The following is a 17,299-nucleotide window of genomic DNA, read 5'->3' on the forward strand; positions in this document are numbered from 1 at the left end:
CGTGCTGGATTCTGGTCAGCGAATCAATTGTTTGATTCCCATCTTGCACTGCGCTATCGTACGGCCTATAGAGACCCCTAAGGCTGCTTGATGACATTTCTTTCCATTCTCTTTGCGCTGTTAATCGAACAACTCAAACCACTGCGCGCAGACAATCCGGTGTATGCGTCGATCAAGTCTTTGGCGGCCACGATTGAGGGCTGGTTCAATGCCGGGCAGGTGCATCATGGCCGCCTGGGCTGGGTGGTGATGGTGGGCGCTTTGACGGTGCCGGTGGCGCTGGTCTACTGGCTGCTGCTGCACGTGAGCCTGGTGGCGGCCTTCGCCTGGAACGTGCTGGTGGTCTACATGACCCTGGGCTTCCGCCATTACAGCCATTACTTCACTTCCATCCAGCTGGCCCTCAATAGTGGCGACGAGATGACCGCGCGCACCCTGCTGGCCGAATGGACCCACCAGGATACGGCTGGCATGGATGTGAGCGAGATCTCGCGCATCGCCTCCGAGCGCGCGCTCATCACCACGCATCGCCACGTGTTTGGCGTGTTCTTCTGGTTCCTGATGCCGGTCGGCCCGGCGCTGGCGGTGATGTACCGCGTCGCCGAATATCTGGCGCGTGCCTGGAACGAGCCGGATCACATGAAGTTCGAAGCCTTCGGCCGCTTTGCCGCCCAGGCCTTCTACTGGATCGACTGGATTCCGGCCCGCCTGACCGGCGCCGCCTTTGCCGTGGTGGGCAACTTCGAGGACGCCATCTACGCCTGGCGCAACTTCGCCGACCGCTGGGAAGACGAGGCCGCCGGCATCATCCTGGCAGCCGGTGGCGGTGCCATGGGCGTGCGCTTCGGCACCGAGAAAGAGGCCGCTGCCGGCATCATCCTGCCCGCCGATGCTGCCACGGTGGACTCCATGCCCGAGGAAACCGACGGCCTGCCCGGCGACACGCCCTCGCCACGCACCCTGCAAAGCACCGTGGGCCTGGTCTGGCGCGCCTTGCTGCTGTGGATGTTCCTGTTGCTGCTGCTGTCGGTGGCGGTCTGGATGGGCTAGGCCAGTTACGGTCTTTCAAGAAGCGGGCTCAGGCCCGCTTTGTTTTTGGGAACGCGTTTCTCGCCAACCCGGTATACTTCCGGCTTTGTCTGACAAGACCATCATGTTTCCGGAGCAATGAACACCGGCAACATCATCGGTGGCAAGCGGGGAGACCGGTAGAAGCCAAGTCTTCTATAAGATATAATACTCAGTACCGCAGGCACCCAGGCAGTGGATCGCCCAGGCACCGCGGACTCCAGGGCTCCGGTCCCACCAGGACAAGGGCATTCGGTTGCAAGCGCTTTAGAAGAACTGCATGTATGGCTGATCCCATCAAACCCGCAAACGCACCGGCCAAAGAATTCATCATCCTCGGCAAGACCTCGGATGGCCGGCAGTTCCGCCCCAGCGACTGGGCGGAGCGCCTGTGCGGCGTGATGTCGTGCTTCCGTCCTGAAGGCAGTGGCGGTCGCAATGCACACCTGAAATATTCTCCCTACGTGCTGCCCACCCACATCGACGGGGTGCGCTCGGTGGTGGTCAACGAAGCCCTGCGCGAGCTGGAGCCGCTGGCCTATCACTTCGTGGTCAACTTCGCCAAGGACAACGACCTGCAGGTGATCGAAGCCTGTGTGCTGCCTGATCCGCCCAAGGACAACAAGGCCGGCTAAGGCCATACCGTGACCGATGCGGCCTACGCCGCCCCGGTCAGTTTGCATCATTGCCGCAAATCCCCGCCAGCTTCATGCCGCCCCGCCTGCGGGCAGCCGCGCCAGCAGCTACACTAGACGTTTCATTTCCGGTCTCGTCGCTGACTCAGCCGTCTGCTTCCGCCAGAGTCTCACGGGATCACCGGGCCGCCTGCGGCCCTCAGCCCTCATCTCACGGAGAACCAGCATCATGAACCACCGCATGGAGCGCGACACCTTTGGCCTGATCGAAGTCCCGGCCGACCGCCTGTGGGGCGCGCAGACCGAACGTTCGCTGCACCACTTCCATATTTCCACCGAACGCATGCCGGCCGAGCTGATCGTGGCCCTGGCGGCGGTCAAGCGAGCCTGTGCGGCGGTCAACCGCGACCTCGGCAAGCTGGACGGCAAGAAGGCCGAGGCCATCATCGCCGCGGCCGATGAGGTCATCGCCGGCAAGCATCCGCTGGAGTTTCCGCTGTCGGTCTGGCAGACCGGTTCCGGCACCCAGAGCAACATGAACATGAACGAGGTGCTGGCCAACCGCGCCTCGGAACTGCTGGGCGGCGTGCGCGGCGAGGACCGTCTGATCCACCCCAATGATGACGTCAACCGCGGCCAGTCCTCCAACGACATCTTCCCCACCGCCATGCACGTGGCGGCCTGCATGGCCGTGGCCACGCACCTGATTCCCTCGCTGCATACCCTGCGCGCCACGCTGGCCGAGAAGTCCGCGCAGTTTGCCGATATCGTCAAGATCGGCCGCACCCACCTGCAGGATGCCACCCCGCTGACCCTGGGCCAGGAATTCTCCGGCTACGTGGCCCAGCTGGACCATGCCGAATCGGCCATCATCGCCACCTTGAATGCCATCTCCGAACTGGCTGCCGGCGGTACGGCAGTAGGCACGGGCCTGAATGCCCATCCCGAATTCGGCGAGCGCGTCGCTGCCGAGCTGGCCACGTATTTCGGTTTCCCCTTCAAGACCGCACCCAACAAGTTTGCCGCGCTGGCCGGGCATGATGCCCTGGTGGCTGCGCACGGCGGCCTGAAGACCCTGGCGGCGGCCATGATGAAGATTGCCAATGACGTGCGCTGGCTGGCGTCCGGTCCGCGCTCCGGCCTGGGCGAGATCACCATTCCCGAGAACGAACCGGGCAGCTCCATCATGCCCGGCAAGGTCAACCCGACCCAGTGCGAAGCCATGACCATGCTGTGCGCCCAGGTGTTCGGCAACGACGTAGCGCTCAACATCGGCGGCGCCAGCGGCAACTTCGAGCTCAACGTCTTCAAGCCGGTGATCATCCACAACTTCCTGCAGAGCGTGCGCCTGCTGGGCGATGGCATGGCCAGCTTCGAGGAGCACTGCGCACGTGGTATCGAAGCCAACCACAGCCGCATCGGCGAACTGATGGAAAAGTCGCTCATGCTGGTGACCGCTCTGGCCCCGCACATCGGCTATGACAAGGCGGCCAAGATTGCCAAGCAGGCGCATCATGACGGCACCACGCTCAAGCAGGCAGCGCTGTCCCTGGGGTATGTCACCGAAGCGCAATTCGCCGAGTGGATCAAGCCGGAGCAGATGACGCGGCCGGGTTGATCCGCGCTATCGTTTCCTGGTCGCAGGGGCGCTGGAGGCCCTGAGCTACCCGGGACTGCGACATGAACGGCCTTGAAAAAGGCCGTTTTTGTTTTGATGGCGCGCCGGTCGGAGGCTTCTGATTGTCACGGCAAGCCGCTGACTGCAAAGCCTTTTCAACCCCATGTATATCTCTATTGATTAGGGTTACGAATTGAAACATCTCAAGATTTCAACGTGGCCCGCGCGTATATTGTTTTCATGCACCAGATGCGTCTGAACCGCATCCGGCAAGGTTTTCCGGCCAATGTGGTCCGCCTGGGGAAGGCGGCCACGAGGCGCCCGGAAGAGCATTCCAGACATACTGAGACACACCCAAAGGCAACAACATGAAAAAACTAGCGGCAATTGGCCTGTGCGGCATGCTGGCGGTAGCCGGCCTGGTCGCCAGCGCATCAGCTTATGCGCATGGACGCTTCTATGGTGGCGTGGTCATCGGCGGTCCGGTGTGGGTACCACCCCCGGTCTACTATCCGCCGCCGGTCTATTACCCGCCCCCGGTCTACGTGGAGCGTGTGCCGGCGCCGGTCTACGTCGAGCCGCAGCGCCAGGAGTACTGGTACTACTGTTCTGACACGAAGTCCTATTACCCCTATGTCCAGAATTGCCCCAGCCCCTGGATGAAGGTGGTGCCCAATACCCCGGGCGTGCCGGGTGGCACCCCGCCGCAATAAGACGCATCCGGGCCTGCGGGCCTGCCTGCCGCAGTGCCAGGCGGTCTGGCCTGTCAGCATCGATATCAGCCGATAAAGGAAACATCGTGAAACCCCTCTACAAGACCGTAGCCACCGTTTCTGCCCTGGGCGCCATGCTGGCGCTGGGCGGATGCGTGAGTGTGCCGACCGGCCCGTCGGTCATGGCCATGCCGGGCAAGGACAAGACCTACGAGCAGTTCCGCGCCGACCAGCAGCAATGCCAGCAATACGCCCAGGACGCCATCGGCGGCCAGGCCGCGCAGACCCAGAACAATGCCGCCAACAGCGCAGCCGTCGGCACCGCCGTCGGTGCCGTGGCCGGCGCCCTCATCGGTGCCGCCTCGGGCAATGCCGGGGCGGGTGCGGCCATCGGTGCCGGGGGCGGCTTGCTGGTGGGCAGTGCCGCCGGCAGCAACGCGGCAGCCGGTGGCAACTACTCGATGCAGCAGCGCTACGACATGACCTACACCCAGTGCATGGTCAGCAAGGGTAACCAGGTCCAGCAGCCGGTGGTGGAGACCACCACCGTCTATACCTATCGCCCGCGCTACTATGCACCGCCGCCGCCCCCGGGCTACTACGGCCCGCCGCCGGTGTATTACGGTCCGCCTCCGGGCGCCTATTGAGCGCACGCACAAAAACCGTCTTTGCGAAGGCGGTTTTTCATTATGCGACGCAACATGGCCGGCTCCCGGTGCTATACTCGCCGCCATGCTTTTCCTAAAAGATCAACTTGCGAAAACCCAGCATTGGTGGCGCGCCTGAACGAGGCGGCCCGTTTTCACACAGCTTGACCATGTGACCATGATGCCGCCGGTTCCGGCGGCATTGTTTCTTCAGCTTCGGACCGGCGGCATTCCAGAGATTAACGACAGGAATGACCATGCCTTCGAACGCATCGAGTACCACCCCCTCCACCTTGCCCGTCGTCCTCACCGGCGACCGTCCTACCGGCCCGCTGCACCTGGGCCACTACATCGGCTCGCTCAAGTCGCGCGTGGCACTGCAGGAAAGCTCCCGCCAGTTCCTGCTGCTGGCCGATACCCAGGCCATGACCGACAATGTGGGCCGCCACCAGAAGGTCACCGACAACGTGCTCGAAGTGGCGCTGGACTACCTGGCCGTAGGCATCGATCCCGAGAAGTCCACCATCTTCATCCAGTCCCAGGTACGCGAGCTGTATGAACTGTCGATGGTGCTGCTGAACCTGGTGACGGTCTCGCGCCTGGAGCGCAACCCCACCATCAAGGAAGAGATCCGGCTGCGCGGTTTCGAGCGCGATATTCCGGCCGGCTTTTTGACCTATCCGGTCAGCCAGGCCGCCGACATCACCGCCTTCAAGGGCCAGCTGGTGCCGGTGGGCAGCGACCAGCTGCCGATGATCGAGCAGACCAATGAACTGGTGCGCAAATTCAACGCCACCGTGGACCGCGAAGTGCTGGTCGAATGCAAGGAAGTGCTCTCCGAAACCGGCCGCCTGCCCGGCATCGACGGCAAGGCCAAGATGAGCAAGTCGCTGGGCAACTCCATCGCCCTGGGCGCGACACCTGCCGAGATCAAGCAGGCCGTGCACCGTATGTACACCGATCCCAACCACCTGCGTGTGGATGATCCGGGCCAGGTCGAGGGCAATGTGGTCTTTACCTTCCTGGACGCCTTCGATCCCGACCGCGATGCCGTGGCCGAACTGAAGGCTCACTACACCCGGGGCGGCCTGGGCGATAGCGTGGTCAAGCGCCGCCTGGAGGGCATCCTGCAAGAACTGCTGGAACCCATCCGCACCCGCCGCGAAGAGTTCGCCAAGGATCGCGGCGAAGTGATGGCCATCCTCAAGCGCGGCACCGAGCGCGCCAGCGCCGTGGCGGCGCAGACCATGGCTGAGGTCAATGCCGCGCTGGGCCTGAACTACTTCGGTTAACGAGGTTTTGCCCGCTATGTGAAGACCGCCGCATCCCATCCGGGTTTGCGGCGGTTTTTTCATATCTGTGTGAAGGTTTTCACCGATTTTTGGGTGGCGTCATCGGCGGCAGTTCCAGCAGGACTTCCAGTCCGCCCTCGGGCAGGTTGCGCAGGCGCAACTGGCCGTGGTGATTTTCGGCGATATTGAGCGCAATGGTCAGGCCCAGCCCGGTCCCGCCGGTATCGCGCGAGCGCGAGGCTTCCAGGCGATAGAAGGGCTCGAAGACCGCCTCCAGCTCCGCCTCCGGAATGCCCGGCCCCTGGTCGCGGATGCGGATGGCGATCTTCTGCTGTTCCAGCGCGACGCATACGCGCGCCGACTTGCCGTATTTGCAGGCATTGTCGATCAGGTTGGTCAGGCAGCGCCGCAGCGCGCCCGGCTGCGCCAGTACGAAGGCGCGGGTGCTGCCTTCCAGCGTAACGTCCTGACCGGCGTCGGCGGCATCGGCGCACACGCTGTCGAGCAGGGAATCGATGTCCAGCGCCTGGATCTTCTCGGAGGAATCCATGCTGCGCGCCAGATCCAGCCCCTCGCGCACCATGCCGTGCATCACGCCCAGGTCATCGATGAGTTTCTGCTGCAGGGCGACATCGCTGACCTTTTCCAGTCGCAGCCGCATACGCGTCAGCGGCGTCTGCAAGTCATGCGTGATGGCCGCCAGCATATGGGTGCGATGCTGGATCTGGCGGCGGATGCGCGCCTGCATGGCGTTGAAGGCGTGAGCCGCCTGGCGGATCTCGGTGGGACCGGTCTCGGCCAGCGGCGCGTGGTCGATGTCGCTGCCCAGGCGCGAGGCCGCCTGCGCCAGCTGGCGGATAGGGCGGGTCGCCATGCGCGCCACCAGCCAGGCCAGCATGGCGATCAACACCAGGAACAGCAGGATGTACTGGAAGCCGAACAGATTGCCCAGTCCGCTGTGGCCGCCGCGTCCGCGCAGCACCGGGGGCTCGCCCGGCTGGTGCAGGCGCAGCCGCATGAGCGCCTGGTCGTGCAGGCTGACGTAGATGACGCGGCAGGTTTCACGGCGTGGCGCCCGGACGTCATCGTTGCGCAACGGCGGGCATTCGCTCTCGCGCTGCACGGCGACCTTGCGATCCTCACCCAGGCGCGCCTGCAGCATGTCGACCAGAGGACTGTTGCTGGCATTGGGACCGATGGCGTCGTTCATGTCATCCACCATGCGCGCTTCAAAACCGAAGTTGGCGGCCGCCTGCAATACGATGGGGCGCTGCGCGGGCGGGATATCGTCCACCGCCTGCACGATCTGCTCCACGCGGTCGGCCAGGTGCTGGAAGCGCAGTTCGCGCAAGGTGTTGCGGCGCTCGTTGTCGGCCAGCCAGTTGGTGACCAGCACCGCCACCACGATGCCGCCCAGCAGCAGGAAGAAGATGCGGTTGCCGATGGAGCCAAGGAAATTCTTCACGCCGGCCGTCCCATGCCTTCTGCAGTCACGGCGGTGGCCAGCACGTAACCCTCGTTGCGCACGGTCTTGATGATGGTCGGTGTACGCGCATCGTCGCCCAGCTTCTGGCGCAGGCGGCTGATCTGGATATCCACCGAACGGTCGAAGGGATCGGACTCGCGGCCCTGGGTCAGCTCCAGCAGCTGATCGCGGTTGAGCACGCGGTTGGGATGGTCGAGGAAGACCTTGAGCAGCCGGAACTCGGCCCCCGAGAGGGCCACCACCACGCCATCCTTGTTCACCAGATGACGTGCGGTCAGGTCCAGGGTCCAGCCGGCAAAGCGCATGGCGGCCACTTCCGGCTGGACCATGTTGGGCGGCAGCGCCTGGGTGCGGCGCAGGACGCTGCGGATGCGGGCAAACAGTTCGCGCGGCTCGAAGGGCTTGGCCAGGTAATCGTCGGCGCCCATTTCCAGGCCCAGGATGCGGTCCAGCGGCTCGCCGCGCGCGGTCAGCATGATCACCGGCACGGTGGAGGTGGCGCGCAGGTTGCGGCAGAGGGTGAGCCCGTCCTCGCCCGGCAGGGTCAGGTCCAGCACGATCAGGTCTACCCGCGATTCTTCCAGTACGCGGCGCATCTCGCTGCCATTGGTGGCGGTCAGGGTGCGCAGGCCGTTGCTGTCCAGATATTCGGCCAGCAGGGTGCGGATGTCGCGGTCGTCGTCGACGACGAGGATGTGAGTATTTGTATCCATGCTGCGCATTATGCCGAACTTGTCCGGCCGTGCAGGGCGGATTTGTATCGGGCCTTTACAAGGAGCGGGGTAGAAATAAAACGATACTTGCGCCCCCGAGTGACTATACAAAACGATACAAATGACGCCACAGCAGAAAAACCGTGGATACACACCGCCGGTTTAATGGGAACCGTGCCAGGGCAGCACGTCGCTGTCCCAACGCATCACAGAGCACCACCCCCCTGAAAGGAGCAAGCCATGTTGACTATCAAGAACCGTATCCTGGCCGGCATCGCCGCCGTGAGCATCAGCGCCGTGACCCTCTCGGCCTTCGCCCAGATGCCTGCGGGCGGCCAGGGCGGCCCCCTGGGCCATTCGCCCAGCCCGGAACAGATCGCCAGGTTCGAGCAGATGCGCGCCAAGCACCAGGCCGAGCTGCACGACAAGCTCAAGATCACCGCCTCCCAGGAAGCCGCCTGGAAGCTCTTCCTCGACAAGACCAAGCCGGTGCCGTTCGACCAGGCCGGCCGTCCCAGCAAGGATGAATGGGCCAAGCTGTCTACCCCGGAACGCCTGGACAAGCAGCTCGACATGATGCGCAAGCGTGAAGCCTTCGCCGAGCAGCGCATCGCCGCCACCAAGGAGTTCTACGCCACCCTGTCGCCGGAACAGCAGAAGATCTTTGACGCCGAGCACGCCAGGATGGAACGCCATCGCCATCAAATGATGGAGCACATGCGCCACGACGGCCGCAAGGGCGCCCCGCGTGACGGCAAGCCTGCGGCGGATGCCGCGCCGGCCCAGTAAGGCAGGCCAGGCAGGTACCGCTCCTGCGCCGGCGCGCGACTGATGCGCGACTGAGGCCGGCGCATCGGACGGTTCCACCCGACAGCCTTGCGCGCTTTGCGCAAGGCTGTTCTTGTTTGTCCTTCGGCGACTTTTTACACGCGTGCACGCGGAGCAATAGCTGGGTACACTGCGTGCCAGCCCGGATTCGGGCCAGGCAGCAACGATGTTGCAAAGATGTAAGCCTGATCGGAGACAATAGCGGCCGACCGGCACCGGCATGGCGAATCAAGCCCGAGAGGGCCGCAGGCAGAAAAATTCCGGCGAGGTCGCCATGGTGGCGGCCCGCCTTACGTGATGATGTGATCGGTCCACTGATTTTCCTGACATGACAAATACACCCAATCCCCACCAGCCTTCTTCTTCCAACGTATCCTCCCGTGGGAGCATCCTGCGCCGCTGGTGGTTCTGGGGGCTGGTGGCGGCACTGGCGGCCGGGGGCGGCTACCACTGGTGGTCCAAGAAGAAGGCCGAACAGGAACAGATGGCAGCCATGGGCGGCCCGGGCGGACGCCCCGGCCCCGGCGGTCCCGGCGCACGTCGTCCCGGCCCGGGCGCCTTCGCTGGCCAGACCATGCCGGTGGGCGTCGCCAAGGCCCAGGTGCAGAACGTGGACGTGTTCCTCAATGGCCTGGGGTCGGTGACCCCGACGGCCACGGCGACCGTGCGTGCCCGCGTCGATGGGCAACTGATGAAGCTGCATTACAAGGAAGGCCAGGTGGTCAAGGCCGGCGATCTGCTGGCCGAGATCGATCCGCGCTCGCTGCAGGCCGCGCTGACCCAGGCTGAAGGGCAACTGGCGCGCGACCGCGCCTTGCTCGCCTCGGCGCGCCTGGACTTGAAGCGTTACCAGACCCTGCTGGCGCAGGACTCGATTGCCAGCCAGCAGGTCGATACCCAGGCCGCCCTGGTCAAGCAGTATGAAGGCACCGTCAAGGCCGATGAAGGCAGCGTCGACAGCGCCCGCCTGCAGTTGTCGTTCACCCGCGTGACCGCACCCATCAGCGGCCGCCTGGGCCTGCGCCAGGCCGACGTGGGCAACAACGTCACCACGAGCGATACCAACGGCCTGGTCATCATCACCCAGCTGCAGCCGATTACGGCCATCTTCAGCATCCCCGAAGACAATATCCCCAAGGTCTTGCAGCAACTGCAGAGCGGCCGCAAGCTGCCGGCCCAGGCCTGGGACCGTGAGCAGAAGAAGAAACTGGCCGATGGCGTGCTGCTGACTATCGACAACGTGGTCGATTCCACCACCGGCACCGTCAAGCTCAAGGCCCAGTTCCCCAATACCGATTACGCGCTCTTCCCCAGCCAGTTCGTCAACATCCGCCTGCAGCTCAAGACCGACGAGGGGGCCACCGTCATCCCGACGGCCGCCATCCAGCGCGGTGCCAAGGGCTTGTTCGTGTATGTGGTCAAGGAAGACAACACCGTCACCGTGCGCCCGGTCAAGACCGGTACGGTGCAGGATGACGTGACCGTCATCACCGATGGCATCGCGGCGGGTGAAACCGTGGTCATCGATGGCATCGACCGCCTGCGCGAAGGGGCCAAGGTGGAAGCGGTGACCCGTGGCGGCGCCGATGATCCGGCCAACAAGCTCACCACCGAGAACCCGGATGCGCGCCGTCATGGCAAGCGCAACCAGGGTGGCGAGGCCGGGCAGGGCGGCCAGGGCAACATGAGCCCGGAAGAACGCCAGAAGCGCTGGGCCGAGATCAACAAGCGCATCGACGCCGGTGAATTCGGCGAAGAGATCAAGAAGCTGCCCGAAGACCAGCGCCGTCAGAAAATGATGGAGCTGCGTCGCCAGCGCGAAGCCGGCGCCAACAATGCAGGCAACGCCAATGGCGCCAAGTAAGCGCAATCAGCACAAGGCTCACGCATGAATCCCTCGCGCCAGTTCATCCTGCGGCCGGTCGCCACATCCTTGCTGATGCTGGCGATCCTGCTGGTGGGCATCGTCGCCTACCGGCTCCTGCCGCTGTCGGCCCTGCCCGAAGTCGATTACCCGACCATCCAGGTGGTCACGCTCTATCCCGGTGCCAGCCCGGACGTGATGACCTCCTCGGTCACCGCGCCCCTGGAACGGCAGTTCGGCCAGATGCCGGGCCTGAAGCAGATGTCCTCCACCAGCTCCGGCGGGGCTTCGGTGATCACGCTGCAATTCAATCTCGATCTCAGCCTGGACGTGGCCGAGCAGGAAGTGCAGGCCGCCATCAACGCCGGCAGCAACCTGCTGCCCTCGGACCTGCCGATGCCGCCGGTCTACAGCAAGGTCAATCCGGCCGATACGCCCATCATCACGCTGGCGGTCACCTCCAAGACCATTCCGCTACCCAAGGTGCAGGACCTGATCGATACCCGCCTGGCGCAAAAGATTTCGCAATTGTCCGGCGTCGGTCTGGTGAGCCTGTCGGGCGGCCAGCGTCCGGCCGTGCGCATGCAGTTGAATCCGCGTGCGGTGGCCGCGCTGGGTCTGAACCTGGATGACGTGCGCACCGCCATCGGTAACGCCAACGTCAACCAGGCCAAGGGCAGTTTCGACGGCCCCACGCGCGCCTCCACCATCGATGCCAATGACCAGCTGCGTTCGGCCGATGAATACCGCAACCTCATCATCGCCTACAAGAACGGCGCGCCGATTCGCGTCTCGGATGTGGCCGATGTGATCGATGGCGCAGAAAACGTGCGCCTGGGCGCCTGGGCCAACCAGCAGCCGGCCGTGATCGTGAACATCCAGCGCCAGCCGGGTGCCAACGTGATTGCGGTCGTCGACAGTATCAAGAAGATCCTCCCGCAGTTGCAGGCCAGCCTGCCGGGCGCCATCGATGTCCACATCCTGACCGACCGCACCACCACCATCCGCGCCTCGGTGGCGGATGTGAAATTCGAGCTGCTGCTCTCGGTGGCGCTGGTGGTGATGGTGATCTTCGTGTTCCTGCGCAATGTGCCGGCCACCATCATCCCCAGCGTGGCGGTGCCGCTGTCGCTGGTGGGCACCTTTGCGGTGATGTACCTGGCGGGCTTTTCGATCAACAATCTCACGCTCATGGCGCTGACCATTGCCACCGGCTTCGTGGTCGACGATGCCATCGTGATGATCGAGAACATCTCGCGCTACATCGAAGAGGGCATGAAGCCCATGCAGGCGGCCCTGAAGGGGGCCGAGCAGATCGGCTTCACCATCATCTCGCTGACCTTCTCGCTCATTGCCGTGCTGATCCCGCTGCTCTTCATGGGCGATGTGGTGGGCCGCCTGTTCCATGAATTCGCGGTGACGCTGGCGGTGTCGATCCTGATCTCGGCAGTGGTCTCGCTGACCCTCACCCCGATGATGTGCGCACGCCTGTTGCGCCACCAGCCGGAAGAACAGCAGGGCTGGTTCTATCACAAAAGCCAGGTCTTCTTCGACCGCATCATTGCGCGCTATGGCGTGATGCTGGAGTGGGTGTTGCAACGCCAGAAGCTGACGCTGCTGGTGGCAGTCGCTACGCTGGGCCTGACCGTGCTGCTGTACGTGTTCGTGCCCAAGGGTTTCTTCCCGCTGCAGGATACGGGCGTGATCCAGGGCATCTCGGAGGCCACGCAATCGATCTCCTTCGGTGCCATGGGCGAGAAGCAGCAGCAACTGGCCAAGGTGGTGCTGGAAGATCCGGCGGTGGAAAGCCTGTCCTCCTTCATCGGCGTGGATGGTACCAACGCTACGCTCAACAGCGGTCGCATGCTCATCAACTTGAAGCCGCACGAGGAGCGCGACATCTCGGCTTCCGACGTGATCCGCCGCCTGCAGCCCAAGCTGGCGCAGCAGGTGCCGGGCGTGACGCTCTACATGCAGCCGGTGCAGGATCTGACCATCGAGGATAGCGTCTCGCGCACGCAATACCAGTTCACGCTGGAAGACGCCGACCCGACCACCCTGAGCACCTGGGTGCCCAAGCTGATCGCGCGCCTGCAGCAGGTGCCGCAACTGGCTGATGTGGCCACCAACCTGCAGGACCAGGGTTTGCAGGCCTACATCGAGATCGACCGCAATGCCGCTTCACGGCTGGGCATTACCACGGCCGCCATCGACAATGCGCTCTACAACGCCTTCGGCCAGCGCCTCATCTCTACCATCTACACGCAATCGAACCTGTATCGCGTGGTGATGGAGGTCAAGCCGGAATTCCAGCGCGGCCCGCAGGCGCTGGACAGCATCTTCCTGGTCACCTCGGCTGGTGGCAAGGTACCGCTGTCCTCGATTGCCACCGTCACCGAACGTACGGCCCCGCTGGTGGTGAACCACATCGGCCAGTTCCCGGCGGCCACCGTCTCCTTCAACCTGGCCAAGGGCGCATCGCTGGGCGAGGCGGTCAAGGCCATCAAGGCCGCTGAAGACGAGATCGGCATGCCCGACTCCACCGTCACCAATTTCCAGGGCGCGGCACTGGCCTTCCAGGCTTCGCTGTCCAATACGCTGTGGCTGATCCTGGCGGCCATCGTCACCATGTACATCGTGCTGGGCGTGCTCTACGAGAGCTACATCCATCCCATCACCATCCTCTCCACCTTGCCCTCGGCGGGTGTGGGTGCGCTGCTGTCGCTGATGATCTCGGAGACCGATCTCGGCATCATCGGCATCATCGGCATCATCCTCCTGATCGGCATCGTCAAGAAGAACGCCATCATGATGATCGACTTCGCGCTGGAAGCTGAACGTCACCAGGGCAAGAGCCCGCGCGAGGCGATCTACCAGGCTTGCCTGCTGCGCTTCCGTCCCATCCTGATGACCACCATGGCGGCACTGCTGGGTGCGCTGCCGCTGATGCTGGGCACCGGTGTCGGTTCGGAACTGCGCCAGCCGCTGGGCATCACCATGGTGGGTGGTTTGCTGGTGTCGCAGGTGCTCACGCTGTTCACCACGCCGGTGATCTATCTCGCCTTCGACAGTCTGGGCCGTCGCCTGCGCGCGCGCTTCGGGCAACGCGCGCCGGGCCATGGCGGCGAGGATGACGATGACGGCAAGCCGGCCACGCTGCCGCCGGCGGTGTAAGCGGATGCGCGCATGAATATCTCGCTTCCCTTCATCCAGCGTCCTATCGCGACCACGCTGTTGACTATCGGCATTGCGCTGGCCGGCATGGTGGCGTTCCGCCTGCTGCCGGTCTCGCCGCTGCCGCAGGTGGATTATCCGACCATCTCGATCTCGGCCTCGCTGCCCGGGGCCAGCCCGGAGACCATGGCGGCCACTGTGGCCACCCCGCTGGAACGCGCCATGGGGGCGATCGCGGGCGTGACCGAGATGACCTCGACCAGCTCGCAGAACTCCACCCGCATCACCCTGCAGTTCGACCTGAGCCGCGACATCGATGGCGCCGCCCGCGACGTGCAGGCCGCGCTCAATGCGGCGCGCAACCTGCTGCCCACCGGCATGCCGAGCAATCCGACCTATCGCAAGGTCAATCCGGCCGATGCCCCCATCCTGATCCTGGCCATGACGTCCGACACCATGACCCAGGGCCAGATGTACGACGCCGCCGACAGCATCGTGGCGCAGAAACTCTCGCAGGTGCGCGGGGTGGGGCAGGTGAGCGTGGGCGGCAGTTCGCAGCCGGCGGTGCGCATCGAGTTGAACCCCACGGCCCTCAATAAATACGGCATCGGCAGCGCCGACGTGCGCACGGCGGTGGCCGCCACCAATGCCAATCGCCCCAAGGGTTTGTTGGAAGATGATGGCCGCAACTGGCAGATCTATGCCAACGACCAGGCCAAGACCGCCGAAGAATATGCGCCGCTGATCGTCGCCTATCGCAACGGCACGCCGGTCCGGGTGCAGGATGTGGCCGAGGTGCGCGACTCGGTGGCTGATGTGCGCAATGCCGGTTCTGCCAACGGCAAGCCTTCGGTGCTCATCATCATCAACCGCCAGCCCGGGGCCAACATCATCGAAACGGTGGACAGCGTGCGCGCACTGCTGCCGCAGTTGCAGGCATCGATTCCTGCCGCCATCGACATGAAGGTGGTGCTGGACCGCACGCCGACCATCCGCGCTTCGTTGAAGGAAACCGAGTTCACCCTGATGCTCTCGGTGGCGCTGGTGATCATGGTGGTGTTCCTGTTCCTGCGCAATGCGCGGGCCACGCTGATCCCGGCGGTGGCCGTGCCGGTCTCGCTGATCGGCACCTTCGGCGTCATGTACCTGGCCGGATTCAGCCTCGACAATCTCTCGCTGATGGCGCTGACCATTGCCACCGGCTTCGTGGTCGATGATGCCATCGTGGTGCTGGAAAACATCTCGCGCCACATGGAGGCCGGCATGAAGCCCTACAAGGCCGCGCTGCTGGGCGCGCGCGAAGTGGGCTTCACGGTGCTGTCGATGAGCATCTCGCTGATTGCCGTCTTCATTCCCATCCTGATGATGGAGGGCATCGTCGGGCGGCTCTTCCGCGAGTTCGCCATCACCCTGTCGGTGGCCATCCTGGTCTCGCTGGTGGTGTCGCTGACCACCACGCCGATGATGTGCGCGCAGCTGCTGCGCCATGATCCCGAGGCCGACGAGAAGCGCCGCCAGCGCCGCCATCCCTGGCTGCAGAAGATCGCCGACCAGAGCGCGGCCATCTTCGAGGACATGCTGCTGGCCTACGAACGTACGCTGGCCTGGGCGCTGCGCGCCGCCCCCCTGATGATGCTGATCCTCTTGGCTACCATCGCCCTGAACGTGTACCTCTACAAGGCCATCCCCAAGGGCTTCTTCCCGCAGCAGGATACCGGGCGGCTGGTGGGTGGCATCCGGGGCGACCAGGCCATTTCCTTCCAGGCCATGCGCACCAAGCTCAATGAGTTCATCGATATCGTCAAGGCCGATCCGGCCGTCTCCGATGTGGTGGCCTTCACGGGAGGGCAGCGGCGCAATGGCGGCTTCATGTATGTGACGCTGAAACCCCTGACTGAACGAAAAGACAGCGCCGACAAGGTGGTGGCGCGGCTGCGCATCAAGACCGCCAAAGTCGCCGGTGCGCGGGTGTTCCTGGTACCGGTGCAGGACATCCGCATCGGTGCGCGCCAGAGTGATTCGCAATATGAATACTCGCTCAAATCCGACGATGTGGGCCTCTTACGCATCTGGGAGCCGAAGATCCGCCTGGCCCTGTCCAACCTCAAGGAGCTGGAAGACATCAGCACCGACCAGCAGGACAACGGCCTGCAGACCACGCTGACCATCGACCGCGAAACCGCCATGCGCGCAGGCGTCACGCCGCAGTTGATCGACTCCACCCTGTCGGACCTGTTCGGCCAGCGCCAGATTTCCACCATCTACAGCGGCATGAACCAGTACCACGTGGTCATGGAGGCCGCGCCGCAATACTGGCAGAGTCCGGAGACCCTGCGCGATACCTATGTCAGCCTGGCCGGTTCCTCCAACCTCTCGCCGACCACCTCCAGCCTCTCGACACCGCCGGCGCTGTCGGCTTCGGGCAAGTTGAATGCCAACACCGGGCTGGCCCAGACCATCTCCACGGCAGCCTCGCGCCAGATTCCGCTGGCGGCATTCTCGCGCTTCGAGCCGACCACGACGGCCTTGTCGGTCAGCCATGAAGGCCAGTTCGTGGCCTCCACGCTGTCCTTCAATCTGGCCGAGGGCGTGTCGCTGTCGCAGGCCACCGCCGCCATCGACCGTGCCATGGCGCAGCTGGGCGTGCCCACCAGCGTGCTGGGTACGTTTGCGGGCACGGCCAATGCCTTCCAGTCCTCCAGCTCCAGCCAGCCCATCCTGATCCTCACGGCCTTGCTGGCGGTCTACATCGTGCTGGGCATTCTCTACGAAAGCCTGATCCATCCCATCACCATCATCTCCACGCTGCCCTCGGCGGGCGTGGGGGCGCTGCTGGCGCTGATGGTGACGGGCACCGACTTCAGCCTCATTGCGCTGATCGGCGTGATCCTGCTGATCGGCATCGTCAAGAAGAACGCCATCATGATGGTGGACTTCGCCATCGATGCCGAACGCAATCGCGGGCTGTCGCCGCGTGACGCCATCTTCGAGGCCTGCAAGCTGCGCTTCCGCCCGATCATGATGACCACCATGGCGGCGCTCCTGGGCGCGATCCCGCTGGCCATCGGCCACGGCGATGGTGCCGAACTGCGCCAGCCGCTGGGTATCGCTATCGTCGGCGGGCTGGTGGTGAGCCAGCTGCTCACGCTCTATACGACCCCGGTGGTGTACCTGTACATGGAACGCCTGAGTGCCTGGGGCCGCCGCCGCTTCGGCCGCAAGAACAAGACAGAAACCTCGGCGGCCTGAGGCTGCCGCCAT

Annotated in this window: 12 protein-coding genes; 10 read left to right on the forward strand and 2 right to left on the reverse strand. The window is 64.2% G+C overall.

Annotated features, from left to right (window positions below; all coding sequences use genetic code 11):
- Positions 1–90: 90 nt before the first annotated feature.
- The 6 genes from AACH55_RS07075 to trpS all read left to right on the forward strand — a co-directional run bounded on the left by AACH55_RS07075 (position 91) and on the right by trpS (position 5,973).
- Complete coding sequence (locus AACH55_RS07075) at positions 91–1,050, forward strand: CobD/CbiB family protein (protein WP_338718738.1); 960 nt, start codon at positions 91–93, stop codon at positions 1,048–1,050.
- A 302-nt stretch (positions 1,051–1,352) separates the two neighbouring features.
- Positions 1,353–1,703: a DUF3579 domain-containing protein gene (locus AACH55_RS07080; protein WP_338718739.1), complete on the forward strand. Its 351-nt coding sequence runs from the start codon at positions 1,353–1,355 to the stop codon at positions 1,701–1,703.
- A 229-nt stretch (positions 1,704–1,932) separates the two neighbouring features.
- Positions 1,933–3,321, forward strand: coding sequence for a class II fumarate hydratase (fumC, locus tag AACH55_RS07085; RefSeq protein ID WP_338718740.1), 1,389 nt, complete (start codon positions 1,933–1,935; stop codon positions 3,319–3,321).
- A gap of 368 nt (positions 3,322–3,689) precedes the next feature.
- Entirely contained in the window at positions 3,690–4,034 is a 345-nt protein-coding gene (locus AACH55_RS07090) for a hypothetical protein (protein WP_338718741.1), read from the forward strand.
- A gap of 86 nt (positions 4,035–4,120) precedes the next feature.
- Positions 4,121–4,681: a glycine zipper family protein gene (locus AACH55_RS07095; RefSeq protein WP_338718742.1), complete on the forward strand. Its 561-nt coding sequence runs from the start codon at positions 4,121–4,123 to the stop codon at positions 4,679–4,681.
- 257 nt (positions 4,682–4,938) lie between these two features.
- Positions 4,939–5,973 (forward strand): tryptophan--tRNA ligase, encoded by a 1,035-nt coding sequence (trpS, locus tag AACH55_RS07100; RefSeq protein ID WP_338718743.1) that lies wholly within the window; start codon positions 4,939–4,941, stop codon positions 5,971–5,973.
- A gap of 79 nt (positions 5,974–6,052) precedes the next feature.
- On the opposite strand, the gene AACH55_RS07105 is transcribed toward trpS, so the two are convergent.
- Together AACH55_RS07105 and AACH55_RS07110 are read right to left on the reverse strand one after the other, a co-directional pair.
- Positions 6,053–7,438: an ATP-binding protein gene (locus AACH55_RS07105; RefSeq protein WP_338718744.1), complete on the reverse strand. Its 1,386-nt coding sequence runs from the start codon at positions 7,436–7,438 to the stop codon at positions 6,053–6,055.
- Positions 7,435–8,172 (reverse strand): response regulator, encoded by a 738-nt coding sequence (locus AACH55_RS07110; RefSeq protein WP_338718745.1) that lies wholly within the window; start codon positions 8,170–8,172, stop codon positions 7,435–7,437. Before AACH55_RS07110 ends, AACH55_RS07105 begins: the two co-directional genes overlap by 4 nt.
- A gap of 240 nt (positions 8,173–8,412) precedes the next feature.
- Here AACH55_RS07110 and AACH55_RS07115 point away from each other — a divergent pair, with 240 nt between their 5' ends.
- From AACH55_RS07115 to AACH55_RS07130, 4 genes are all read left to right on the forward strand, one after another.
- Positions 8,413–8,961 (forward strand): Spy/CpxP family protein refolding chaperone, encoded by a 549-nt coding sequence (locus AACH55_RS07115; protein ID WP_338718746.1) that lies wholly within the window; start codon positions 8,413–8,415, stop codon positions 8,959–8,961.
- Between the two features lie 367 nt (positions 8,962–9,328).
- Complete coding sequence (locus AACH55_RS07120; protein ID WP_338718747.1) at positions 9,329–10,864, forward strand: MdtA/MuxA family multidrug efflux RND transporter periplasmic adaptor subunit; 1,536 nt, start codon at positions 9,329–9,331, stop codon at positions 10,862–10,864.
- Positions 10,865–10,888: 24 nt separating this feature from the next.
- Complete coding sequence (locus AACH55_RS07125; RefSeq protein WP_338718748.1) at positions 10,889–14,038, forward strand: MdtB/MuxB family multidrug efflux RND transporter permease subunit; 3,150 nt, start codon at positions 10,889–10,891, stop codon at positions 14,036–14,038.
- Between the two features lie 12 nt (positions 14,039–14,050).
- On the forward strand, positions 14,051–17,287 hold the full coding sequence (locus tag AACH55_RS07130) for an efflux RND transporter permease subunit (RefSeq protein WP_338718749.1): 3,237 nt from the start codon (positions 14,051–14,053) through the stop codon (positions 17,285–17,287).
- Positions 17,288–17,299: the final 12 nt, after the last annotated feature.

It is taken from the genome of Herbaspirillum sp. DW155, from assembly GCF_037076565.1.
GTDB lineage: Bacteria > Pseudomonadota > Gammaproteobacteria > Burkholderiales > Burkholderiaceae_D > Herbaspirillum.